Annotated in this window: 30 protein-coding genes; 6 read left to right on the forward strand and 24 right to left on the reverse strand. The window is 34.1% G+C overall.

Annotated features, from left to right (window positions below):
- Window positions 1–23 precede the first annotated feature (23 nt).
- The gene (locus tag MJG50_RS13410; RefSeq protein WP_240256248.1) at window positions 24–269 is read left to right on the forward strand and encodes a hypothetical protein; all 246 of its coding nucleotides are present in this window, start codon (window positions 24–26) and stop codon (window positions 267–269) included.
- A 48-nt stretch (window positions 270–317) separates the two neighbouring features.
- On the opposite strand, the gene MJG50_RS13415 is transcribed toward MJG50_RS13410, so the two are convergent.
- Window positions 318–584, reverse strand: a complete 267-nt coding sequence (locus tag MJG50_RS13415; protein WP_240256249.1) for a phosphocarrier protein HPr — start codon at window positions 582–584, stop codon at window positions 318–320.
- A gap of 153 nt (window positions 585–737) precedes the next feature.
- Between MJG50_RS13415 and MJG50_RS13420 the strand changes: the two genes are divergently transcribed.
- The gene (locus MJG50_RS13420; protein ID WP_240256250.1) at window positions 738–1,289 is read left to right on the forward strand and encodes a hypothetical protein; all 552 of its coding nucleotides are present in this window, start codon (window positions 738–740) and stop codon (window positions 1,287–1,289) included.
- Between the two features lie 28 nt (window positions 1,290–1,317).
- Here MJG50_RS13420 and MJG50_RS13425 read toward each other — a convergent pair whose 3' ends face one another.
- The 7 genes from MJG50_RS13425 to deoD form a co-directional block, all read right to left on the reverse strand.
- Window positions 1,318–1,512: a hypothetical protein gene (locus MJG50_RS13425; protein WP_240256251.1), complete on the reverse strand. Its 195-nt coding sequence runs from the start codon at window positions 1,510–1,512 to the stop codon at window positions 1,318–1,320.
- Window positions 1,505–2,038, reverse strand: a complete 534-nt coding sequence (locus tag MJG50_RS13430) for a QcrA and Rieske domain-containing protein (protein ID WP_240256252.1) — start codon at window positions 2,036–2,038, stop codon at window positions 1,505–1,507. The genes MJG50_RS13425 and MJG50_RS13430 overlap by 8 nt, the downstream gene beginning before the upstream one ends.
- 45 nt (window positions 2,039–2,083) lie before the next feature.
- Window positions 2,084–2,626 carry a 4Fe-4S dicluster domain-containing protein gene (locus MJG50_RS13435; protein WP_240256253.1) on the reverse strand — a complete coding sequence of 181 codons (543 nt, stop codon included), beginning with the start codon at window positions 2,624–2,626 and terminating at the stop codon, window positions 2,084–2,086.
- A gap of 24 nt (window positions 2,627–2,650) precedes the next feature.
- A complete protein-coding gene (fdhF, locus tag MJG50_RS13440; protein WP_240256254.1) occupies window positions 2,651–4,774 on the reverse strand; it encodes a formate dehydrogenase subunit alpha in 2,124 nt (707 codons plus the stop codon).
- Between the two features lie 16 nt (window positions 4,775–4,790).
- Window positions 4,791–5,963 carry an MFS transporter gene (locus tag MJG50_RS13445; RefSeq protein WP_240256255.1) on the reverse strand — a complete coding sequence of 391 codons (1,173 nt, stop codon included), beginning with the start codon at window positions 5,961–5,963 and terminating at the stop codon, window positions 4,791–4,793.
- Between the two features lie 220 nt (window positions 5,964–6,183).
- The gene (locus tag MJG50_RS13450) at window positions 6,184–7,050 is read right to left on the reverse strand and encodes a M15 family metallopeptidase (protein WP_275695614.1); all 867 of its coding nucleotides are present in this window, start codon (window positions 7,048–7,050) and stop codon (window positions 6,184–6,186) included.
- A 77-nt stretch (window positions 7,051–7,127) separates the two neighbouring features.
- Complete coding sequence (gene deoD / locus MJG50_RS13455) at window positions 7,128–7,829, reverse strand: purine-nucleoside phosphorylase (protein ID WP_240256256.1); 702 nt, start codon at window positions 7,827–7,829, stop codon at window positions 7,128–7,130.
- 130 nt (window positions 7,830–7,959) lie between these two features.
- Between deoD and MJG50_RS22195 the strand changes: the two genes are divergently transcribed.
- Entirely contained in the window at window positions 7,960–8,091 is a 132-nt protein-coding gene (locus MJG50_RS22195) for a hypothetical protein (protein ID WP_275695615.1), read from the forward strand.
- 37 nt (window positions 8,092–8,128) lie between these two features.
- A complete protein-coding gene (locus MJG50_RS13460; protein ID WP_240256257.1) occupies window positions 8,129–8,272 on the forward strand; it encodes a hypothetical protein in 144 nt (47 codons plus the stop codon).
- 74 nt (window positions 8,273–8,346) lie between these two features.
- Here the strand turns inward: MJG50_RS13460 and MJG50_RS13465 are convergent, their stop codons facing one another.
- Together MJG50_RS13465 and MJG50_RS13470 are read right to left on the reverse strand one after the other, a co-directional pair.
- Complete coding sequence (locus tag MJG50_RS13465; RefSeq protein WP_240256258.1) at window positions 8,347–9,117, reverse strand: sporulation protein; 771 nt, start codon at window positions 9,115–9,117, stop codon at window positions 8,347–8,349.
- A gap of 120 nt (window positions 9,118–9,237) precedes the next feature.
- A complete protein-coding gene (locus MJG50_RS13470) occupies window positions 9,238–9,402 on the reverse strand; it encodes a YozD family protein (protein ID WP_240256259.1) in 165 nt (54 codons plus the stop codon).
- 141 nt (window positions 9,403–9,543) lie between these two features.
- Between MJG50_RS13470 and MJG50_RS13475 the strand changes: the two genes are divergently transcribed.
- Window positions 9,544–9,702 (forward strand): hypothetical protein, encoded by a 159-nt coding sequence (locus MJG50_RS13475; RefSeq protein ID WP_240256260.1) that lies wholly within the window; start codon window positions 9,544–9,546, stop codon window positions 9,700–9,702.
- A 3-nt stretch (window positions 9,703–9,705) separates the two neighbouring features.
- Here MJG50_RS13475 and MJG50_RS13480 read toward each other — a convergent pair whose 3' ends face one another.
- The 13 genes from MJG50_RS13480 to msrA form a co-directional block, all read right to left on the reverse strand.
- On the reverse strand, window positions 9,706–10,404 hold the full coding sequence (locus MJG50_RS13480; protein ID WP_345893235.1) for a germination protein YodN: 699 nt from the start codon (window positions 10,402–10,404) through the stop codon (window positions 9,706–9,708).
- 117 nt (window positions 10,405–10,521) lie between these two features.
- Window positions 10,522–10,740, reverse strand: a complete 219-nt coding sequence (locus tag MJG50_RS13485; protein WP_240256262.1) for a YozE family protein — start codon at window positions 10,738–10,740, stop codon at window positions 10,522–10,524.
- 73 nt (window positions 10,741–10,813) lie between these two features.
- Entirely contained in the window at window positions 10,814–11,083 is a 270-nt protein-coding gene (locus tag MJG50_RS13490; protein ID WP_240256263.1) for a YokU family protein, read from the reverse strand.
- A 21-nt stretch (window positions 11,084–11,104) separates the two neighbouring features.
- Window positions 11,105–12,505, reverse strand: coding sequence for a lysine 2,3-aminomutase (kamA, locus tag MJG50_RS13495; protein WP_240256264.1), 1,401 nt, complete (start codon window positions 12,503–12,505; stop codon window positions 11,105–11,107).
- Window positions 12,506–12,584: 79 nt separating this feature from the next.
- Complete coding sequence (locus tag MJG50_RS13500) at window positions 12,585–13,952, reverse strand: sigma-54 interaction domain-containing protein (RefSeq protein ID WP_240256298.1); 1,368 nt, start codon at window positions 13,950–13,952, stop codon at window positions 12,585–12,587.
- A gap of 66 nt (window positions 13,953–14,018) precedes the next feature.
- Window positions 14,019–14,885 (reverse strand): putative beta-lysine N-acetyltransferase, encoded by an 867-nt coding sequence (gene ablB / locus MJG50_RS13505; protein WP_240256265.1) that lies wholly within the window; start codon window positions 14,883–14,885, stop codon window positions 14,019–14,021.
- Window positions 14,886–14,934: 49 nt separating this feature from the next.
- Window positions 14,935–16,224 (reverse strand): peptidase, encoded by a 1,290-nt coding sequence (locus tag MJG50_RS13510; protein WP_240256266.1) that lies wholly within the window; start codon window positions 16,222–16,224, stop codon window positions 14,935–14,937.
- Window positions 16,225–16,255: 31 nt separating this feature from the next.
- Entirely contained in the window at window positions 16,256–16,918 is a 663-nt protein-coding gene (locus MJG50_RS13515) for a 3-oxoacid CoA-transferase subunit B (protein WP_240256267.1), read from the reverse strand.
- Window positions 16,903–17,598 carry a CoA transferase subunit A gene (locus MJG50_RS13520; protein WP_240256268.1) on the reverse strand — a complete coding sequence of 232 codons (696 nt, stop codon included), beginning with the start codon at window positions 17,596–17,598 and terminating at the stop codon, window positions 16,903–16,905. Before MJG50_RS13520 ends, MJG50_RS13515 begins: the two co-directional genes overlap by 16 nt.
- Before the next feature lie 16 nt (window positions 17,599–17,614).
- Complete coding sequence (locus MJG50_RS13525; protein ID WP_240256269.1) at window positions 17,615–18,967, reverse strand: aspartate aminotransferase family protein; 1,353 nt, start codon at window positions 18,965–18,967, stop codon at window positions 17,615–17,617.
- Window positions 18,968–19,188: 221 nt separating this feature from the next.
- Window positions 19,189–19,314: a YjcZ family sporulation protein gene (locus MJG50_RS13530; RefSeq protein ID WP_240256270.1), complete on the reverse strand. Its 126-nt coding sequence runs from the start codon at window positions 19,312–19,314 to the stop codon at window positions 19,189–19,191.
- A gap of 196 nt (window positions 19,315–19,510) precedes the next feature.
- Window positions 19,511–19,711 carry a cold-shock protein CspD gene (gene cspD / locus MJG50_RS13535; protein ID WP_240256271.1) on the reverse strand — a complete coding sequence of 67 codons (201 nt, stop codon included), beginning with the start codon at window positions 19,709–19,711 and terminating at the stop codon, window positions 19,511–19,513.
- 246 nt (window positions 19,712–19,957) lie between these two features.
- Window positions 19,958–20,917: a peptide-methionine (S)-S-oxide reductase MsrA gene (msrA, locus tag MJG50_RS13540; protein WP_240256272.1), complete on the reverse strand. Its 960-nt coding sequence runs from the start codon at window positions 20,915–20,917 to the stop codon at window positions 19,958–19,960.
- 158 nt (window positions 20,918–21,075) lie between these two features.
- Here msrA and MJG50_RS13545 point away from each other — a divergent pair, with 158 nt between their 5' ends.
- Complete coding sequence (locus tag MJG50_RS13545; RefSeq protein ID WP_240256273.1) at window positions 21,076–21,327, forward strand: DNA alkylation repair protein; 252 nt, start codon at window positions 21,076–21,078, stop codon at window positions 21,325–21,327.
- 27 nt (window positions 21,328–21,354) lie between these two features.
- Here MJG50_RS13545 and MJG50_RS13550 read toward each other — a convergent pair whose 3' ends face one another.
- Complete coding sequence (locus tag MJG50_RS13550; RefSeq protein WP_240256274.1) at window positions 21,355–22,395, reverse strand: acyltransferase family protein; 1,041 nt, start codon at window positions 22,393–22,395, stop codon at window positions 21,355–21,357.
- Between the last annotated feature and the right edge of the window lie 17 nt (window positions 22,396–22,412).

The following is a 22,412-nucleotide window of genomic DNA, read 5'->3' on the forward strand; positions in this document are numbered from 1 at the left end:
AATTTTAAAAGGTGGTAATAAGTTTGAGATCGAAAGAAACGGTAGAATTGGCACTTAATATGGAATTTGATATTACTAATAAATTCATTCCTAATATGTGCGAGGCAAAAACATTAAGGGTAATTGATATAAACAGTTCATCTGTCAGAATTGAAATGGAGAATGCCCGTACAAGAGGGGTATTTCCACTTTCCCACTTTCAATCTTTAATTCGTCAAGGAGCATTAATCTTATCTACTGATAAATTAGAAAAGGAAGATACCGCTTAACAATAAAAACAACCATCATATTCGGATGGTTGTTTTTATTGGATTATTTTATTCCCCTAAACCTTCTGATTTTAATACTGATTCAATACCATTCAATGCATCATCTGCATCTGCACCTTCAGTTGAAACAACGATTTCAGAACCCTTCGGAATTCCCAAAGACATTACACCCATGATTGATTTTAAATTCACAGTCTTTCCATTAAATGTAAGATTAATATCTGATTGATATTGACCTGCTTTATTAACTAGTACAGTTGCAGGTCTTGCGTGTAAGCCAGATTCACTCGTAATTTTAAAGGATTTCTCTGCCATTATGATCCCTCTTTCTCAATTATATTCTCTATAAGAATAGCCATTAACCTCGATGAAAATCAAGTGAAAATTTTATTAAATTTATTTATTTCCTACTCTTGCTTGAATCATCCATTTTAGAACGATAAAATAGAATAATAGGGGGCGTTGCAAATGTTGTCAACAAGAGTCGAATGTCATAAAAATATTGATTTTCATTCATTTTTAAGTGATCACGGAATTACTCAAATTGGAACTAACACTTATTCAGTACATACAAAGGAAAATAAGCAAATTTCCACTGTCACTACTCATATAGATAAAAATATAATCGTTTTTACTTTTTTAGAATCTTTAAAATTAAGTGAGTATGAACAAATTCATCATTTAATTTGTTTACTTGCTGAAGAATTTGAAGGAGTTATCGATGACACTGAAAGCCAATTAGGTTATTTAGAAAATGGGGAGCCAGCCTTCATCATTAAAAACTGGGCACAATGGACTATGCTACTTAATGAAGCTAAATACAAAACTCTTGAAGGTAAAATGGTCGATATACTTAATGAAAATGGTGATGAATTAGGTTCGGGAATGCTCGTTGATTATAAATTTGACTTATCCATTGATCAAACTTCCATAATTACAGAATGTACAATTGTAACAATGCTAGGTGAAAGAACATACTCCGGCAATCCACTAGTAGTGAAGGCTGGAAATCAATGGTAATAAAAAAGCTACCTGATAGGTAGCTTTTTTACTTTTTATACTCTAGTTTTCGCCAATAGAGGTAAGTAACAAATGCTATCAATGATGACGCAACTGCTATGGCTGTATTTTGATAAACATGGTCATACTCTTTTCCGAAATATGCTTCAACAGTATGATGCAGCATAACGACATTCAATGCAATCGTAACAAAAATAATTGCCCAGCATATTTTCTTACCCATGGCGAATCTTCCTTCCAATTGCATAAACAATGCCACCCTTAACTTCAAGTTCAATTAATGGCAGTTCTCGTTGTGGAGGCCCGGCAATCGGATGTCCACTATTCACATCGAAAAACCCTTTATGACAAGGACATAGTAATACGTCCTCTTCCTTTTCATAAAAAACCGGGCATTGTAAATGTGTACATTTATTATTATAGGCTTTCAGTTCGCCATCTTTCGTATGAACTAAAATAGCAGGCTCCTCTTCAGTTGGATAATTGAAATTAAGAGACTCACCCTTCTTGATATCTGATAACTTAGCAATCTCATATCTTAAATCATCTTCCTCACCATCATTCATCATTGCTTTAATGGAAATAGGTAAGGTTGCCACGCCCAATGCAACTGAAGCACCTACAGCTGATTTTAAAAATGAACGGCGATTATATTTAAGGTCATTGTCCCTATTTAAATTGTCTACTAAGTTAATCATATCATCAGTTGTATCTTTTTGATTTCGACCTGTCTTATTTTGATCACTCATCACTATGTCCCCCTTCACATTCATTGGTAAATGAGCAAATACTCATTAATCTGAATATACTCCAAAGAAGTCAGGAACATATTCCCATTTATTTCCTTCTTTTGGTTTTTTACCTTCAACAAGATTCATTTGAGTTCTTTTACGACGTAATGCTTGCATTTCATCAAAATCAATGAATCGAATTGCATCACTAGGGCAAACAGAAGCACACATTGGTGCAATATCATGCTTTGAGCGATCATAACACATATCACATTTGTACATTTTATTTTCTTCAAAATCAAATTTAGGAATTCCAAATGGACAACCGAACGTACAATTTCGACAACCAATACATTTTTCTTCCATTGCCGATAGAACGACACCTTCTTCAGTTATTTGTATCGCATTTGCTGGACAGACCCTTGCACATGCCGGGTCTTTACATTGCATACAAAGCATTGGGTATGTTTGTCTACTTTCAAAAAAATCAACATATTCAACATAGTTACGTTCCTTCGCATCGTGATCGCCACATTCTCTACATGCTGCCTGACAGGAGCGGCAACCGATACATCTTTCAAATTCAAGGTACATGATTTTATTCATAAATCTTCAACTCCCTCTCTATGTCTAGGCCTTTTGTAATTTCACTGCACAAACCTTAAATTCCGGCATCCGTGAAACAGGATCTAAACATGGGTTTGTCAATTGGTTAACTGATAATTCTTTTCCCCAATGGTAAGGAATAAACACTGTGTCTTTTCTTATTGCTTTTGTTAGCCTCACTTCAACAGTCATATTAGATCTTCGAGTTGTTAATTTAACCTTATCTCCATTAAGCAGATTATATTGGCTTGCCAACTCTGGGTGCATTTCCGCATAAGGAAGCGGACATTGCTCCATTAAAAAGTCAACTCGTCTTGTTTGGTTACCTGATAAATAATGAAAGACTACTCGGCCGGTTGTTAAGATATGTGGGTACTCCGGTGTTGGATATTCACCAGGCTCCTTCCAATCACAAACAGCTAGGTTAGCTTTACCATCAGGTGTTTCGAATTTTTCTTTGAACATCGTAGGAGTTCCAGGATGATCTTCAGACGGACATGGCCAGAATACCCCATCCTCTCTATCAATTCGATCCCAAGTAATTCCATAATAATCAGCTTTTCCACCTTTTGATGCTATACGGAATTCTTCAAATATCTCGCTGGCATCTTTATATTGAAAATGCTTCCCTTTTCCTAACCGTTCAGCTATTAAACTCATAATCTCCCAATCTGATTTAGATTCACCCAGAGCTTCTCTTACTTTACGAATTCTGATAACACGACCTTCAGTATTTGTCGTAGTCCCATCATCTTCTGCCCAAGTTGTTGCAGGTAAAACGACATCAGCAAATTCTGCGGTTTCAGATAGGAAGAAATCACTAACAACTAAGAAGTCTAATTTTTTGAATCCGTCCCAAATGTATTCACCATTAGGTGCAGAAACTGCAGGATTACTACAAATAACATGCATCCCGCGAATATTGCCCTTTTGAATTTCATCGAACATCTCATATGCAGATACACCTGGCTGCGGCATTTCTTCCGGATCAATTCCCCATACACTTGATACATATTTAACCGCTTCAGGATCTGTAAGTTTTCGATAGCCAGGTAATAGATCAGCTTTTTGACCATGTTCACGTCCACCTTGACCATTTCCTTGACCAGTAAAGGTGGCAACACCTGATGCAAATTTACCAACCTGTCCACGTAGTAATGCCATTGAAGAATATAGGGCTACATTGTCAACACCTTTTGATTGTTGCTCTACACCACGCGCAAACATAACAACTGACCTCGGTGACATACCATAAATATGGGCTGCTTTTATTATTTTTTCTACTGACACGCCTGTAATTTGTGATGTATATTCAGGTGTCCAATTTTTTACCATTTCTTTTAGTTCTTCATAATTATTACAACGATTTTCAACATACTCTTCATCCACATATCCTTCTTTGATAAGTAAATGCATCATCCCATTTGCTAGTGCTGAATCAGTTCCAGGTTTCAAGTCCAAATGAACATCAGCGACACGAGCTGTCGGTGTTTCACGAGGGTCTGCTACGATTAACTTAGCACCTTTATCCTTTGCTTTCCAAAACCATTGAATACTCGTTGGATGACATTCAGCTGTATTCGATCCAGCTAAAAAGAAACAATCACTATGCTCTAATTCTGGCCAAGGTAGTGTTGAACCACGGTCAATCCCAAATGTTCTTATAAACCCACCAGCTGCAGAACTCATACAAAAACGTCCATTATAATCAATATATCGTGTTCCCAATGCAACTCGTGCATACTTCCCTACAAGATAACATTTTTCATTCGTCATCGAAACTCCACCAAACACAGAAAGAGAATCCTTCCCATGTTCAGCTTGTAATTTTTTGAAGTTCTTTTCGATTAAATCAAGTGCCTCTTCCCAGCTAGATTCAACGAATTGTCCATTTTTCTTAATTAATGGTTTTAAAATACGATCCTTATGTTCAACCGTTTGATAGGCAGTAACACCTTTTGGACACATTTTCCCCATTGTAACTGGCCAATCATAGCGGGGTTCAACGCCCATAACTTTACCTGTTTTTTCATTTACTCTTATATGCATACCACATTGCATACCACAGTAGCAGCAATGTGTAGTAATTAATTTCTCACCTGGTTTTATTAAGTTCTTAACCCCATCTTTAACTAAATACTTGCTCATACTTATTTCCTCCCAACTATTTCACTATTTCTTCTTCTTCTCTCTCTTCCTTTTGCTGCTCTTTTGGTAAGTGATAGAAATCATCGGAACGTTTTTTTCCAAACCCTGACATATGAATATCATTCATTGTTGAAATTGGATCGTAAGGATTTCCTTGTGGTGCTTCCATATTCATTTGTTTCATTACACGAATCCTTCTACGACAAGCTGGGCAATAATCAGCTAAATAACTGCCATCTGCAAGCTGTAAATCAAAGCTTTGTGCAGCAAGAATTTCTTTTACATCAGTAATTTGATCATCACTACTATAAGTAGTTCCACATTTTTTACATGCTCTCGTATCCACTTTTATAACTTCTTGATAGTTCATAGGTACTGCTGTAGCCAATGGTCGGATTGGCAAGTGGAATAGCTTTCCAAATGGAAAGTAAACTAATAAAATGACGACTGTTACTTGATGAATTAATGTTAAATAAGGATGCATCCAACCATCTAAAAATGCATATGACACTGTTAGGAGTAATCCGGTTAATGTCACACTTAGTAATAAATAAAGTGGAAATAAATCGAATTCTACTCGTTGCGCAACTTTAACATCTTGACTTTTCACCCTTCGAAAAAGTGCCATACAAACACCGATCATGACCATAATCGCGGTTATGTTCAATCCGTTATATACCAACTCTGCAATAAATCCATGTGCAGCTAATTTTATAGTGGGCATGTTAAAAACAATGATCTGATATGTATTTGGATCTATTAAATCAAAACGCATCCAACCGAAAGTTAGTCCAAATGTAATTGCAAACGAGCCAATACATCCCCAAGCAATCATGAAGTGTTGAACTCCCCGATAGATTCCTCGTTTAAATATAAACTTTTGTAAAATGATGTTATCGATTGCTGTTTTTAAAATTGAACGGAAATTTCTTTTTGTTCGATTTTTCGTTTTTAAGTTTTTTAAACTGCGTTTTACTACTTGATGTGTAGCTGGTCGAATCAGCCAGGAAGCCATTCTGATCGTAAGACCAATTGCAAAAATAAATGAAGAGATCATATATCCTAATAGCGCCATATCGATATCAGTAAATTGGTCAGTACTGATCCACATCGACATAAAAAGTAATAAAGTTACAAAAAAAGCATACATGCTTGTTTTTGAATAAAAGGATTTTTCAAGCTGTCTCATTGTAAAAGAATCACCTCTGTAGTTTTAATTTTTCATTGTTTCATAGTTTCCATCATGAGTAAGTTGTTTTTCTTACTCTATTGTATCGGAGGTATTGACAATAAAACTGTGAAGTTTATCACATTTATTTTGTCAATTTAGTGAAGCTTTGGATTGCAAAGTGATATTCTAAAAAAATAAAATGGACAAATCCAATTTTTAGGACTTGTCCATGTTGAAATTATACTTTTTTCACTTTGTTAAAATATTCTTCTAATGTCAGATCATTTTCATAGATGAGAGTTGCAATTTGCACACCAACATATCTCAAATGCCATGGTTCATAATTATATCCTGTTATAGTCTCTTTTCCCTTAGGGTATCTAATGATAAATCCAAATAGATGAGCATTATCTTTCACCCATTTCCCTTCTGTTGTAGCACCAAAGTCCTCTGTAAGGGTATAGTTAACACTACTACTTGTAATATCCATGGCTAGACCTGATTGATGCTCCGACTCACCTGGTGTAGCAACCAATTTTTCCGCATGTTCAAGTCCGTAATTTTTAACTTCATTATCAAATACTGACTTTTGTCTTATATATGAACGGTAGCCAGACACAGCAAATAAATGAATATTTTGTTTCTTTCCTAAGTCAAATAATTTTTCAAGTGCATCTCCAGCTTCTTTACGAATATAGCGTTTCTCTACCTTTGCATCTCCAAAGGAAAATATAACATTAGGATAAACTAAATCTGGAGGCACATAACTTGATGGTAAGCTTGTTTCTTTGTTTACAATTGATAGAATATTTTCAGGATTTAAGATAACTTGAATACCATCTATAAGTTCGGTTTTTGTGAAAAACTGTTCATTTAAAACCCATTCATCAGATGTATTTTCTCTATTTTGTTGTTCATTTCCTTTTTCATCTTGATTCTCTGTTTCATCATTCACAATTTCTTCATTTTTCAATTGTAGGTCGACTGATTCTTTATGTTCTTCATCCTTACTGAAATCAAATGGTAATTTAAAATTACTGCACCCAACTAATAGAATCATTACAATAAAAAATGTACTGATAAAAAGTAATTTTCGTGAAATCATTTTATCACCTCTCTACTCAAATGAAAAAAGCTTCACCACTAAAAAATAGGGTGAAGACTTACAATCCCCATATCCTACTATTTACTAACAGCTTCAAGGGCTACTTCTATCATTTCTTTAAAAGTAGTTTGACGTTCTTCTGAAGAAGTTTCTTCACCCGTTAAAATGTGGTCACTTACAGTAAGTACAGAAAGAGCGTTACGACCAAATTTTGCTGCCAAAGTATATAATGCGGCCGTTTCCATTTCAATACCTAAAATACCATATTGCGCCCATTTTTCTAATTCTGAATTGTCATTATAAAACATATCACTTGTAAAGACGTTACCTACTTTTAATTGTAAGCCTTTCTCAAGCCCACAATCATATGCTTTCTTCAATAAATCAAAGGATGCTGTTGGAGCATAATCAACCCCACCAAATGTTAGACGGTTCATTTGAGAATCTGTTGAAGCTGTCATTGCTAAAATGACATCCCTAACTTTTACATCTTTTTGAATTGCACCACATGTTCCAACTCTAATTAAGTTTTGTACATCGTAGCTTTGCATTAATTCATTAATATAGATAGAAATAGATGGAACTCCCATTCCTGTCCCTTGCACTGAAACTCTTTTACCTTTATATGTACCAGTAAAGCCTAACATTCCCCGCACATTATTATAGCATTGAGGGTTATCTAAAAATGTTTCAGCAATATATTTTGCACGTAATGGATCTCCTGGTAATAGGATTGTATCAGCAATTTCGCCTACCTTAGCATTAATATGAACACTCATGTTAAATCCTCCTGTATTTAAGATCTGATCTTGACAAGCATATCATATTTTTTCTTTTAATAAAACGACTCATGTTGGCAAATTATATGGGAAGGATAATATTAAATCTTTTAAAAAGGAGGAAAAAATATTGACAGATGAAAAGATGAGTAAAAAACTTAAGCAAGCCGTCCAGTATGCAAATGATACAAATACAACTAAAGGAGTTGGTAATCCTCCTAATACATCAAGGAAAGAAAAACAGGGATTCAAACAAGTGTAAATGCTGAAATTATTATGGAAGCAGGAGGAAGGAAAAAGTGGGAAAAAAACATCGTAATCGGATTAATGGACAAAAGAAAAATAACCATATCCCCCCTGAAGCTATTGAAGCAGAAGAGATTGCACATGGTAAAGAGTTCTCAGCCACTGGAAGAAAAAATGGACCAGGGCATAATAAATAATAATAAGAAATGCACAAAATTTTATATTTTCTTATGAAAAAGGCTTGAGCATATCAAATGCTCAAGCCTCATTCTTAACAATAAGAGTGAATTGTATTTGATAATTGTTGTTTAATATTTGGGATATCTCTAGATGTCACAGTAAAACGAATAATTGATTCATCCATTTCGAGTGCTTCCGAGAAAAGGCCAGCAAGTCCTCTTGCTCTTCTATCAACCTCCATAATTACTTCAACTGTATCTGATGATTTTTGAAAAAATACTAATTCCACCTCATCTAATTTCCCACGAAATGCGCCATTTGTCGGAACAAATTCAAATTCTTGAATAAACGGCAGACGACTTCTAAATTTATATGGTGCAACCTCACAATCTACCTTTCGAAGACTAAATCCTAAATCATATACTGCATTCAATATTGATGAAATAATAGGTGATGGTGCTATTCCAATATAGTCTTTATCAGAAGGATCTAACGCATTCTTTATATCTAATCCAGTTTGAATCCATACTTTCGTTTTTCCCATTGTGATTGGTGTATCATATGGCAATTTTAATGAGAACGGAATTTCTTTACGCTCATCCACACCTATGGTAAAGGACTCAACAATTCTTATTTTTTCAATTGTAGCTTGTTGGTTAAACTTTCTATCATTTGATTCCTTTACATAAGTAGTTAATAAGCTTAGATATATTTCATCAATCTTCTGCTCCGTATTTCCACCTATCACTTCTACAATTCCAGTAACTTCATGACCGGCTTCAAATTTTTCCTGGTACAGTTTTGTATCGACCTTTGCACTGCCAATCCCAATACTTGAAAATATCTTATTAAAAAGTGACATATTTTATACTCCTCCTGTTTTGCATTAGTTTTATCTCTCAAAAAAATATACGTTTAACATAGAAAAAGGTTTCCAAAAAAAAAGAAAACGGTGGTTTTATCGCCGTTTTCTGCTTTACCCTTATTTTTCCTCATCAATGATACATTTTGATAGTAAATATTCAAAAGCAATATCCGCTATTTCTTCAAGTTCTGTTTCATCTGGGGCATATCCACGTTTGAGTAACTCATTATAGAAGAAGTCTGCAATCTCTTCAGTATCTATTACTACCTCAATTTCTTTCATGATATCGCCTCCCTCAAAATAGATATATGTTTGTATAGGATTAATTATGTAATTAATTATTCTTGTATTTTTGTCATGAAACATCGATTCCAAACATAAGATTAAGTAAATTAAATGGGACAAGCCAATGGAGGGAGTTAAATGTTTAGTTTTAATAAATCAATTAATCTATTTTTAGAATTTCTCGACGGAGAGCAATTTGACAACTTTTTAGGAAAAATAACAAAAGAATTGTTTCGTATAATTTTATTTTTAGGGGTACCTTACTTTCTTTTTATTGTATTTCGACTATTAAATTAATTTTCAATCGTTACCTTTCCCTTTTTTTAATTTTTCTAGATTTTTTAATACTAAGTCCATGACATCCTTATATTTTTGATCATAAAACATTTCATATAATAGTCTATAGTCATTGTAAACATCTAATAATCCGTTAATTATTTCTTTTTTTTCTTTTTCAATTCGCATCCGTTCTTTCTCAGACTTTCGATGGATATCCATATTATTATACATCTCCATATAATGGTTTTCCCTTAACATATACTTTAGAACAACCTTTTGAAGGAATGTTTCTGCTTGATCATGGTCAGCTAGTAAGGTTAACTCATCTTCCCCAGCTTCTAGCCACTCACCATCAGAAACTCTCGATAATTCATAAATCACCTCTTCCCATGCACCTTCCTTATATCTCCAAATCTCAGTGTTGATGCCAATTATTTTAAAAATATCAGTATCAAAGCCTGATACTATCACAAGATCCCCAAAATAATATTTGTATTCGATTTCTAATTGCTCTATTTCAAATTGCTTCCCTTTATAATTGGATAGAAGTGACAATGTAGATTCTGAAAAGAAGCCTTCACCCTTATTAACCTTATATAAGAAATTACCGTCCAATTTTTTAATATCTGTAATTTGACCGACAGTTCCATACAGTGTTATGACTACAATATCTCCAATTTTATATTTTGGTTTTTTATTATTATTTTCCAAGTCAATCACTTCCCCCGTATGAACTAGTTAAAAGTTAGGATATGGAATATTGTATGCAGAACATTATAAAAACGCTATCAGGGGAAAATACCAAAAATAAAAAACGAACCAATTTTGGCTCGTTTTTTATTCTTCATTCTCAAACATTTCCCATGCTTTATCAAAAATAGACATGCTAGTTATGTAATGCCCATTTAACTCTAAATATGTACTTAATTCATGGTAATCCTTTGTGTATTTTGGAAAACTATGATCAAGGTAAACATGATTTGCTAGTATACTTATTTCATCTTTACTTTTCCCGCTTCGATATTTAACGATATAATGATAAAATGACTTCCCCATAATACCCCACTTTCCAAAAAATCCTTACAATTTTATTCGTCATTTTATCAAACTATTTCCGATAAGAAAAGCCTTATCGGAAATAGTTTTTCTTTAAAAGTCTTTGAATTGCCATTAATTCCTCGAATGAAATGCTATTTTCAATTTGATTTGTGTTGATTAACACTAATTGATCTTCAATTTCATTAATAATTGATTCCTCTTGGTATTCCATTCCGCAATTTTTACAGATTACACACGGTGTATTTAATATTTCAATAGACCTTGTTCCATCTGGAAGTTCCCAATATACAATATTTTGGTCATTATATGCATTGATGTCTTGACACCACATGCACTCCATCGCTACGCCTCCTTATCCCATTTATGCATCTTCACGTTTTTCCATTTTAGCTTTTTGTGCCAAATATTTCTTATCCTTTAATTCGTCACGTTTTTCACGCTTATCCTTTAATGAGGTATGTGTTGGATCTTCATAATAACTTTTTCTTCTTGATAAACGGCTAATACCTTCAGGAACTAGATTAAAGCCTTCCCCTAGTAACCCAGCAATACCAATTTTAGATTTTTTCTCTTCAATGTCTTGATAGATTTCTTTAAAATAATCATCTGCACGACCCGCAATATAGTTCTCCGGTTCTGGATAGGTTGTAATAACCCCTTCAAAATTACGAAGTACGACTTTTTCAGGACTTTGTGAGATTAAATAATTAGGTTGGAGTGAAATTTTCCCCCCTCCACCTGGAGCATCAACAACGAATGTAGGGACTGCATAACCTGATGTATGTCCACGCAACCCTTCGATTATCTCCAAGCCTTTCGTTACCGGCGCCCTAAAGTGGCCAATACCTTCAGACAAATCACATTGGTAAATATAATATGGTCGTACTCTAATTTTCACTAAATCATGCATGAGCTTCTTCATAATCTCAACACTGTCATTGATTCCTGCGAGAATGACAGATTGGTTACCGACTGGCACTCCTGAATTTGCTAGCATTTCACAAGCACGCTTTGATTCTTCTGTTATTTCTATCGAGGTATTAAAATGAGTATTTAGCCAAATAGGATGATACTTTTTTAATACATTACATAGATTTTCTGTAATTCTTTGTGGAAAAACAACTGGTGCCCGCGTTCCAATTCTTATTATTTCAACATGGGGAATCTTACGTAAGTTTTTCAAAATATATTCAAGGATCGTATCATTGATAAGTAATCCATCTCCTCCAGAGATTAAAACATCTCTAACTTCCTTTGTTTTAGAAATATATTCAATTGCACCATCTAATTGTTTCTTCGGAACACCCATGCCAATTTGGCCGGAAAAACGTCGCCTCGTACAGTAGCGGCAATACATTGAACATTGATTTGTGACAAGAAATAAAACTCTGTCTGGATAACGATGTGTAAGTCCAGGTACTGGTGAATCTTCATCTTCTTCCAGTGGATCTTCTAAATCATACTTTGTTTTGTATATCTCTTTACCAATTGGAACAGACTGCATGCGAATTGGACAGCGTGGATCGTCTGGATTCATTAATGAAGCATAATACGGTGTAATATTTAAGGGAATCGTTTTTGTTGAAATTAATACCCCTTCTTCTTCTTCTGGTGTTAAATGAATTACCTTACGTAAATCATCAATGGTTCTAATCGTATTTGTTAATTGCCAGATCCAGTCATTCCATTGTTCCTCAGTTACATCTTTCCATAATTCAATATCTTTCCAATGTCTCTTTGGTTTATATAAATTTGAAATCATTAAATCTCCTCCCTACTTGTTTAAATTTCATGCAAAAAGCATGCCATCTAATAACAAGTGGGAGGTAATTTTAAAAAAATTAGAAATTTACCTTTAGTTTATATTTTTGGATTTTATATTGTAATGTTTGACGAGGGATTTTCAGAAGTAATGCAGCTTGCTGTATATTTCCATCAGATTGTTGGAGTGCTGACTCAATTAGCATAATTTCTGTCTCTTTTACTGCCACTCGTAACGGTTTTATTGTCTCATTCTTTTTTAGTAGTGTATTACCAAATATTTGACTAGGCAGGTGCTCAATTTTAAGAATTTTATCCTCAACTATGTTCATTGAGTGCTCAATTATATGCATCAATTCACGAACATTTCCTGGCCACGAATATGCACTCAAACATTTAATAACTTCTGTATCTATTTGAGCTACTTCTTTTTGTAAACTTTGATTAAATTTACGAATAAAATGATCAATCAAATGAGGGATATCTTCTTTCCTATCCCTTAAAGGTGGGATTTCAAGTGAGAAGACATTCAAGCGATAATATAAATCGGGTCTAAGCTCTTGGTCTTCCAAACAAAGAATCGGCTTTTTATTAAGTGCAACAATTACGCGGACATCAACTTGAAATGCCTTTGCACCACCAATTCTACGCACCATCCCATCCTCAAGAACCCGCAAAAGTCTAGATTGCAACTCCAGGGGCATTGAATTTATCTCATCTAAAAATAAAGTTCCACCATGAGCAATTTCAAATAACCCAGCACGATCCACTGCCCCTGTATAGCTTCCTTTAACCGTTCCAAATAGAATACTCTCAAGTAAGCTTTCTGGTATTGCTCCACAATTTTGAGCGATAAAAGGTGCCTTATTTCTTATGGATGCATTATGGATAGACTGAACTAATAACTCTTTACCTGTACCAGTCTCCCCAAATATAAGGACGGTTGAGGACGAATTAGCAACTTTTTCTGCTTGATATTTCACTTTCTCAAATGCTTTATTTTTCGTAAGTATATCTTTGAAAGTATATATAGCTCCAATAACTTCATTTGGTTTCTTCATAATACCCTTTGCTCTTGATTGTAAATCTGTTAATTTATTAGATAATGCTTTTATTTTTGTGTAGTCCTTACCTATTTCTACAGCTCCAATTAGTTGATTATTCACTTTAATTGGTAGCGTGGTATTTATTGTATCGATAGGTTTGCCATGATTATTTTTATAAGTTTGAGGTAGATTAAATATCGGCTGCTTTGTTTTAATGACTTTTAGCAGTGTGCTTGTGGACTCCGACAGTGATGGGAATACTTCAAGAATATGCTTTCCAAGCACTTCTTCTTTTTGTAGGCCATCATGTTCAGCTGCAATTTGATTATAGAATATTGTAATTCCTTCTGCATTTACTATATGTATCGCTTCATCTATGCTGTCTAAAATTGCTATTACCATTTCGTCATTAATTTGCAATCGTACACCTCCAAATAATTGGTAGATTAAATATCGGCACTAAAATGCCTAATATTCGGCATCCACCTTTGTTAAGTCTTTAACCCAAACATTCATATCCTCTATTTTGTCATATATATTGCAGTTATTTATAAGTCTACCAGTGTAAGAGTACCCTAATTGATTAAAACAAGCATTCATTCCATATGAAAGTGCTCTTGCAATTGAATATGCACAATAAATACCCTTATTTATTAATTCTTTCTCTATTTCTACGATTAGTTCCTTCATTAGACCGTGTTTTCGATAAGATGGTAATGTTGCACAGTCCGTTATTTCAGCATTATTATACGTATCATTTATTTCTGCTGATGCAGCACTAATGATTGAATCCCCATCCTCCATCACAAAAAAGATTGTTAAATTATTTATTTCTTTCTCAATATATCCTGGATTATTCAGTGGAGTCGGGTAAATTTTAAAAATTTGCTGATATAATGATGCCAACTTTTTTGCATCTTGAACTGTGGCCTTACGAATAGTGAATATGGAAGCTTTTTGGGGTGCTTTGTCTCGCTGTTTTTTTAAGATCGCAGTTAAAATATTGTCTTCTTCTACCCATTTATCACTATTTTTTCGTTCCAACGTAAAGTATTTCACTAGAAAAAGTGCATCACTGCCATTAAAATATTGCTTAATAACAGCTTCTAACATAAAACCTGTCTCAAGGAAATCAAATAAATGTTCTTTTCGAGCTTTAATGATAAGTTTTTCAAAATCTTGTTCATTAACTAAATTTAGTACTGCATGATTAATAGAAGATAAGTTACCTCTGTAATCCTCTACCTTTAACCGTTTATTAAAATAATCTATTATTATATTTATTTGATAATCTTTCCCTGTAAGAAATTTTTGTTCACTATAGCTTTCATTCAACAACCGTCCCCCCCAATACTTTCTTGTACTACTATTATGACATGAAACGTTAATTTAAGCTGTCGACCTGTACTTCTGAAACCTCACACCACGAGAGAATTGTTAGGGCGATAATCTCTGCTGCTTCAAACATTCGATTTATCTCTATATACTCATTAGGATAATGGGCTACCTCTGTAGTACCTGGCCCAAATACAATTGTAGGAATATTACCAACAGCAGATAGAAGCCCACCATCTGTTCCCCATGGGGATGCCTCAATAATCGGAGGTTCGTTTTTCACTTCCATGTAGCTATGTTTAAGGGTTGTCATTAAATCATGATCAAGATCAATGGTTCCCGGTACCCATCTTGCACCAAACCATTCCAGTTTTACTGGATGTTTTTTGAACCATTGGTCGATTTCCTCTAATTTGTCTAACCACTTTAGCATTTCTTCTTTTGCATTTTCAATCGATTCATCCGGAGCAACACCCATTCTTCCTTCAATTGTAACTAAATCTGGAACTGATGATGGCCATGAGCCCCCACTTATTTTTCCGATATTAATAGGAACGGGAATTGGAGTATTTTTGTATAAAGAGTCTGAGATGGATGCATTACGTGTCATTTCTAATTTTAGAATTTCTTTTATCACAATCATGCTTTTTTCAATTGCACTTACCCCCTCATACCTGGTGCCCCCATGGGCAGATCTTCCATATACACTCACCTTAAACCATAGAGAGCCTTGCTGTTTTGGGAATATTTTCATATTTGTAGGTTCTGGAATGATTGCACCGTCAGCTTTGTAGCCCCTAAGTATCGATGCTAGTGTCCCTGAACCACCACTTTCTTCTTCAATTACACTTTGAAAAATAACATCCCCTTTTAATTTGATCTCACATTCTTTTATTGACTCAATTGCAAGAAGCAGCGAAACATTGCCACCTTTCATATCAGTAGAACCACGTCCATATAATTTTCCATCGATAATTTTGGCTGAAAATGGATCAGCCGTCCAATTTGAATCATCACCTTCTGGTACGACATCGATATGCCCATTTAAAATTAAAGAGCGGCCATTTCCAGTCCCCTTTAAAATACCCACTACATTAGGGCTATCTATGAAACTTGTTCTTGGGGATACAAAATAGGGATGATTAAATAATTTTGACCCATTTGGTTCCCAAATATCAATTTCAAGCCCTAATTCCCGGCATTTTTCAACAATAATTGCTTGAGACGTACCCTCACAACCTTGTTTACTAGGCTCTGTCACAAGCTTTTGTAATAATCGTATTCCTTTTGATTGGTTATTTTTTAACCATAATTTAATCTTTTGATTATTATCTTTCAAATATTTTCACCTCAATTTAGTATTAATCGGGCTAATAGATTTTGCTAATTGAATCGCTTAATTTTAATTCAACATTTGTATTATTAATTACATCCTTCGTGGTATATGGACTCATTACTTCTATTAAATAAAGTCCATCATTCTCAACTTTTATAACAGCCATATCCGTAATAATAAGATCAACACAGCCTTTTGATGTCAGTGGTAATGTGCATGTTTTAACGATTTTCGAGTTTCCGCTTTTATCAAGATGATTCATTAATACAATAACCTTTTTCGCCTTTTGGGCTAGCTCCATCGCCCCACCCATACCTGGAATGCGCTTACCAGGGACAATCCAATTTGCTAAATCCCCACTTTCACTTACTTGAAGTGAGCCAAGAATTGTAATATCAATATATCCTCTTCTAATCATTCCAAATGCAATTGAACTATCAAAATATGATGATCCTTTTATGATAGTTACTGGATATCCGGCTGCATTACATAGATTGGCATCTTCATTTTTTTTCATTGGGCTTGGACCAATCCCCAATACACCATTCTCAGCATGTATCATAACATGCAATTTTTCTGACAAATGATTTGGTACAAGAGACGGAATCCCAATTCCCAAATTAACAATCATTCCATTCTTTATTTCCTGTGCAGCACGTCTGGCGATTCGGTTTCTTACATCTATTCCCAAACCCATTTCCAATTCACCCCTTTACTTTGAACAATCATATCGACATAGATTCCAGGAGTTATGATTTGCTCTGGATCAAGTTCTGATAATGGTACAATTTCTTCTACCTCAGCAATTGTATATTTCCCTGCCATTGCTACTAATGGATTCATATTTCTAGCACTTTTATCAAAAATTAGATTACCGAATGGATCTGATTTTTTTGCATAAACTATTGAAACATCTGCTGTAAGTGGTAACTCAAGTAAATATTCCTTTCCGTCAACTACTATTTTTTCTTTACCATTTGATACAATATCATTATCTATTCCTACATCAATTAGAACTCCACCAAGTCCTACACCCCCAGCTCGAATTCTCTCAGCGAGAGTTCCTTGAGGAGAGAATTCAATCTGTAATTTACCTTCTGTCATTAGTTGACCAGCGACGGGATTAGAACCGATATGTGAAACGATTAATTTACTTGCATGTCCTCTACTTACAAGTTTACCTATGCCTATATTTGGAAATCCGGTATCATTACCTATCAAGGTTAAGTTTTGAACATTTTTATTTATCATACCTTCAATAATCGTTGGAGGGCTTCCAATTCCACCAAATCCACCAAACATAATTGTTGCTCCATCATTAATTTGCGAAAGTGCTTCATCAATGTTAGCAATCTTGTCAAATGAATTTTCAACCATTAATTAACACCTCTCTTTATGTAGATATTATTCCATCAGACTGTAAATCTTTTCCTATATCTACTAATGTTTGTTCAAATAATTGAATCAAGTCATCTATTTGCTTATTGGTAATCGTTAAAGGTGGAGCTATCAGTACTGCATCTCCCCCGATTCCTTCAATACCGGCTGACGCAGGGTATATTAGTAGCCCATTTTGTTGGGCTTTACTTATAATTAATGAAGTGAGATTTATTTCTTTGCTAAAAGGAAACTTTGTAATCATATCCGAAACGAACTCAACTCCTATCATAAGTCCCTTGCCTCGAATATCACCAATTATTGGATAACACAGTTGTAAGTCAATTAACTTTTCCTTCAAATAAGTACCCTTTACTAAAGCAGTGTCTACTAAATTATTTTTTTCTAAATAATGTATAACCGATAACGCGACTGCAGCAGATTGTGGATTTGCACTGAAAGTATGACCACTCATAATGGATTTTGAACCGTTTTTAATTGTTTCAATAATTTTTTCACTTACTAATGTTGCAGCTATTGGTGTATATCCGGCACTCATTCCTTTTCCAATCGCCACAAGATCTGCAGTTGTGCCCCAATGTTCTAAAGCGAACATTTTTCCAGTTCTCCCAAACCCCGTCATTACTTCATCTGCAATAAACAAAATATTATATTTCACACATATTTCCTTAATAACTTGATAGTACCCATCTGGAGGAACAATTGCTCCACCTGCAGCACCAATTATCGGTTCAGCAATAAATGCAGCAATATTACTTGATCCTATTCGGTTTATGGCTTGTTCTAATTCATTCGCACATAAGTAATTACAACCTGGATATGTTGCTCCATATGGGCATCTATAGCAATATGGAGGTGAAATCGTTGGATAATCCTCTAAAATCGACACAAAACGAGATCTTCTTTCTGGATGACCAGACATGGATAATGCCCCAATCGTGATACCATGATAACTCATCCATCTTGAAAGTATTTTATTTTTCCCTCTTAGACCACGCTCTTGCCAATATTGAATTGCAATTTTCATCGCTGTTTCAGTGGCCTCTGATCCACTATTCACAAAAAACGACCAATATCCGTCGCCATAAAGCTCACATATTTTTTGCGCTAATTGTTCTGCAGGCTCATTCGTGAATTGAGAACGGTATACAAACGATACTTTATGCGCTTGGTTTGTAATCGAATCGATTATTTCTTGTACCCCGTGTCCTAAATTTGCAGTTATCGCCCCAGACGAACCATCAATATATTTTTTTCCACTCGTATCATAGAGATATATTCCATCTCCATAACTAATCACCGGATAATCCTTATCTAACAATGGTTTTATTAAGTGAGACTTCTCCATCATAATCCTCCCTCATGTAAGAAAACGGATATTTCCAAGGAAAATGTAAGCACTTTCCTCTTCCGAGAGCCTATTATTACATCATATGTATGATTATCCCAAATTATCGTTCTTCAATAAAATATGAAATAAGTTTATTAGTTTACATGCTATTAGTATTGGTGAGAAACAAAAAGACCCATTAATCATTTGGACTAATGGATCTTTTCATTGATTTTTATTTATCTAATATACGAAGCACCTACAATAATTAAGAGTATAAACAACACAACAATTAAGACGAAGCTGTTATTGTTTCCATACCCACCGTAACCATATCCACATTGATCATGATATCCACAATGCATAGTGTCATCTCCCTTTATATATATTTACATTATTACGATATGTGTCTATGGGTTGTTATGTATGTGCTGAAGCCTATTTTTGATCAAATTTTTATTATTTCAAGGTTTTGATAGAATATTAGTATGGATTTTTTTCAAACAAAAAGAGCAGCCCTATTTAGGAAACTGCTCTTCATCAATTCATTTATATGTTAAATTATAGTTTAACTACGTTAGCTGCTTGAGGTCCACGGTTACCTTCAACGATTTCGAAAGAAACTTCTTGACCTTCTTCTAAAGTTTTGAAACCTTCACCTTGAATAGCTGAGAAATGTACGAATACGTCGTCTCCGCCTTGTACTTCGATAAATCCGAAGCCTTTTTCACTGTTAAACCATTTCACTTTACCATTTTGCATGAAATATGCCTCCTAAATGTTAACACACAAGCCTTTGTGTATTCCTCTTAATTAACCATTAAACTACTTACATAATTCCAATACAATTACATATAACTTCAACATCGAATTACATATTCATATGAAATTATCATTTTCCTTATATTAAAACTTATATATGCAAAAAAATGGTCGGATTAATCATATCATTCCTTATTGGAAGAGTCAACCATTCCTTAATACTTTTTAGAAAATATTATATATTCGTTAATTAAACAATTTTTTATACTCTCCATACCCTTCCTTCTCTAAATCATCCTTATGGATAAATCGTAATGCCGCTGAATTAATACAATAGCGCAAACGGGTTGGGCCAGGACCATCATGAAATACATGGCCTAAATGGGAATCGGCAGTATGGCTTCGTACCTCGGTTCGAATCATTCCATGGGAAGTATCTAGTTCTTCAATTACCTCTTCTGAATATATAGGCTTCGTAAAACTCGGCCAGCCACAACCTGCATCATATTGGTCTCTGGAGCTAAATAGTGGCTTTCTCGATACGATATCAACATAAATTCCCTCTTTTTGATTATTCCAAAATTCATTTTGAAAAGGAGGCTCTGTACCTTTTTCTTGAGTAACATGATACTGCATCGGTGTTAGTGTTTGTTTTGCTTGCTCAAATTGCTTAGATAACCAATTCTTTCTAATAAAAGCATCTCTTCCAGATCCTTTTCGATACCGTTTATAATGCTCTGGTTTCTTCTTGTAATAGTCTTGGTGATATTCTTCAGCTTCATAAAATACCTTTGCTGGTAAGATTTCAGTAGCAATCGACTTTGAAAAAAGGCCACTTTCGGATAATTTACTTTTAGAATCTTCTGCTTGCCTTCTTTGTTCGTCACTATGATAAAAGATCGCTGTTTTATAAGAGTCACCACGATCATAAAATTGACCACCAGAATCTGTAGGATCGATTTGCTGCCAATAAACTTCTAATAATTTTTCATATGAATAAATTGAAGGATCGAATGTAATTTGGACTGCTTCAAAATGACCCGTTGTATCCGAACAAACCTCTTCATATGTAGGATTTTCTTTATTACCACCTGTATATCCTGATACAACTTTAATAATTCCCGGCTGTTCATCAAAAGGTTTTACCATACACCAGAAGCATCCACCTGCGAATGTTGCCAATTCAAATTGATTATGGTTTTCCATTAAATATCAATCCTTTCTATTTAATAACTGGACGATTAACATTATTATACCATTTCATAAATAACAACCAAATGATTAGGCTTTGTCATTATCAAATGTATTTTATGATTAATAAATAATAACCAATATGGAAATCGTAAGAAATAGGAGGTGTTTACATGTCGGATCCATATTTATGCCCTAACTGTAAAACAAATCGTACGAGATTTAACATTATTGATCAAGTGCCAAAATCAATTAAAATAGACCCACAAAGTGGTGAAATAATTGAAGAGAATATCCAAAACCTGGATCCCTTCCATCTACCATATCGAGGTCCTGATTATAAAATTCAATGTGGAGTTTGTGGATTAATTGAGGATGAGAGATTATTTGTAAAAAGAGCACAACACCAACAACAAGGGCTTTAGGTTGAATCAACCTAAAGCCTTTTGTCATTATTTTGTATTAAACATAGAGTATACGGATTTTTTCAAAAATGTCATCCGTAATTCAATTAATGGTTGAGATATTGCCTTAATAAGATTACTTGATAATAGTAAAGTTAACCCTAACGAAGCGAGACTAATAAATATAAAATCAGCAGATTCTTTGACAACCTCAAGCCATTCACTATTACGGAAGTATTTAATTGCAAAACCATGCAATAAATAGACATATAATGTTCTTGTTCCCCATTTTGTAAAAAAGTACTTACTTTTTGGAATTATCGACAGAAATGAGAATGTCGACAGAATACTTACACAATAAAAGCATAATCTGATCATTCCACCTATCTGCACCATATCCAGAGCTGCATACGCTTTAGAACCTAATAACCATCCAGTATTTATCTCTGGATTTAAATAATATATGGCGAAAATGATAATTAGACAAATTGCAGAAACAATCATTGTAGCTGGTTGTTTTAAATAAATAAAATGTTTCTTTTTCGCAAAATATCCTAGGAGAAATAACGGAAGAAATACAAATGTTCGAGATATACTCAAAAAGTTTCCTACAAAGGGAAAATAACCAATCGCAATTCCCATTAAAATCGCAATACTAATTGCAACAAACGGATGTATTTTTGAAAAAACATACAATAGTAAATTCCAGCAAAATAAACTAATTAGGAACCAAAGCGACCAATGTGGATTGAATGGCTGAATATACAATTCGTTTCCACTATATAGAAAATAGTAATAGATCGAATAGATACTTTGAAAGATCAAATAAGGTAAAAGTAACTTTTTTGTTATCTTCATAATATAGCCATCTTCTTTTATTCCTTTAGCGAAATATCCAGCAATTAATATAAAAGCAGGCATATGAAATGAATAAACAAACTGATAAATCGTTGAAATTAATTTATGATCATGTATAAAAGGTTGAATAAAATGACCAAAAACTACAAGACATATTAAGATAAACTTTGCATTATCGAAATAAAAATCTCGCTTCATGTCTATCACCATATCATTCTTCTGTTCAGACATCTTCATTCCCCCTCCTT

Source organism: Fredinandcohnia quinoae (assembly GCF_022427965.1).
Lineage (GTDB): Bacteria > Bacillota > Bacilli > Bacillales > Bacillaceae_L > Ferdinandcohnia > Ferdinandcohnia quinoae.

What these genes read in the sequence shown, in the direction of transcription:
- MJG50_RS13475 (WP_240256260.1), top strand. Translation starts at nt 9,544, where the DNA reads ATGTTTAGTTTTAATAAATCAATTAATCTATTTTTAGAATTTCTCGAC.
- MJG50_RS13485 (WP_240256262.1), bottom strand. Translation starts at nt 10,740, where the DNA reads ATGGGGAAGTCATTTTATCATTATATCGTTAAATATCGAAGCGGGAAA.
- MJG50_RS13500 (WP_240256298.1), bottom strand. Translation starts at nt 13,952, where the DNA reads ATGGTAATAGCAATTTTAGACAGCATAGATGAAGCGATACATATAGTA.
- MJG50_RS13550 (WP_240256274.1), bottom strand. Translation starts at nt 22,395, where the DNA reads ATGTCTGAACAGAAGAATGATATGGTGATAGACATGAAGCGAGATTTT.
- MJG50_RS13515 (WP_240256267.1), bottom strand. Translation starts at nt 16,918, where the DNA reads ATGGGTTTGGGAATAGATGTAAGAAACCGAATCGCCAGACGTGCTGCA.
- MJG50_RS13520 (WP_240256268.1), bottom strand. Translation starts at nt 17,598, where the DNA reads ATGGTTGAAAATTCATTTGACAAGATTGCTAACATTGATGAAGCACTT.
- MJG50_RS13465 (WP_240256258.1), bottom strand. Translation starts at nt 9,117, where the DNA reads ATGTCACTTTTTAATAAGATATTTTCAAGTATTGGGATTGGCAGTGCA.
- MJG50_RS13530 (WP_240256270.1), bottom strand. Translation starts at nt 19,314, where the DNA reads ATGCATTGTGGATATCATGATCAATGTGGATATGGTTACGGTGGGTAT.
- MJG50_RS13450 (WP_275695614.1), bottom strand. Translation starts at nt 7,050, where the DNA reads ATGATTTCACGAAAATTACTTTTTATCAGTACATTTTTTATTGTAATG.
- kamA (WP_240256264.1), bottom strand. Translation starts at nt 12,505, where the DNA reads ATGATTTCAAATTTATATAAACCAAAGAGACATTGGAAAGATATTGAA.
- deoD (WP_240256256.1), bottom strand. Translation starts at nt 7,829, where the DNA reads ATGAGTGTTCATATTAATGCTAAGGTAGGCGAAATTGCTGATACAATC.
- MJG50_RS13470 (WP_240256259.1), bottom strand. Translation starts at nt 9,402, where the DNA reads ATGAAAGAAATTGAGGTAGTAATAGATACTGAAGAGATTGCAGACTTC.
- MJG50_RS13430 (WP_240256252.1), bottom strand. Translation starts at nt 2,038, where the DNA reads ATGAGTGATCAAAATAAGACAGGTCGAAATCAAAAAGATACAACTGAT.
- MJG50_RS13435 (WP_240256253.1), bottom strand. Translation starts at nt 2,626, where the DNA reads ATGAATAAAATCATGTACCTTGAATTTGAAAGATGTATCGGTTGCCGC.
- fdhF (WP_240256254.1), bottom strand. Translation starts at nt 4,774, where the DNA reads ATGAGCAAGTATTTAGTTAAAGATGGGGTTAAGAACTTAATAAAACCA.
- MJG50_RS13545 (WP_240256273.1), top strand. Translation starts at nt 21,076, where the DNA reads ATGTCGGATCCATATTTATGCCCTAACTGTAAAACAAATCGTACGAGA.
- MJG50_RS13425 (WP_240256251.1), bottom strand. Translation starts at nt 1,512, where the DNA reads ATGGGTAAGAAAATATGCTGGGCAATTATTTTTGTTACGATTGCATTG.
- MJG50_RS13445 (WP_240256255.1), bottom strand. Translation starts at nt 5,963, where the DNA reads ATGAGACAGCTTGAAAAATCCTTTTATTCAAAAACAAGCATGTATGCT.
- MJG50_RS13490 (WP_240256263.1), bottom strand. Translation starts at nt 11,083, where the DNA reads ATGGAGTGCATGTGGTGTCAAGACATCAATGCATATAATGACCAAAAT.
- msrA (WP_240256272.1), bottom strand. Translation starts at nt 20,917, where the DNA reads ATGGAAAACCATAATCAATTTGAATTGGCAACATTCGCAGGTGGATGC.
- MJG50_RS13415 (WP_240256249.1), bottom strand. Translation starts at nt 584, where the DNA reads ATGGCAGAGAAATCCTTTAAAATTACGAGTGAATCTGGCTTACACGCA.
- cspD (WP_240256271.1), bottom strand. Translation starts at nt 19,711, where the DNA reads ATGCAAAATGGTAAAGTGAAATGGTTTAACAGTGAAAAAGGCTTCGGA.
- MJG50_RS13420 (WP_240256250.1), top strand. Translation starts at nt 738, where the DNA reads ATGTTGTCAACAAGAGTCGAATGTCATAAAAATATTGATTTTCATTCA.
- MJG50_RS13525 (WP_240256269.1), bottom strand. Translation starts at nt 18,967, where the DNA reads ATGGAGAAGTCTCACTTAATAAAACCATTGTTAGATAAGGATTATCCG.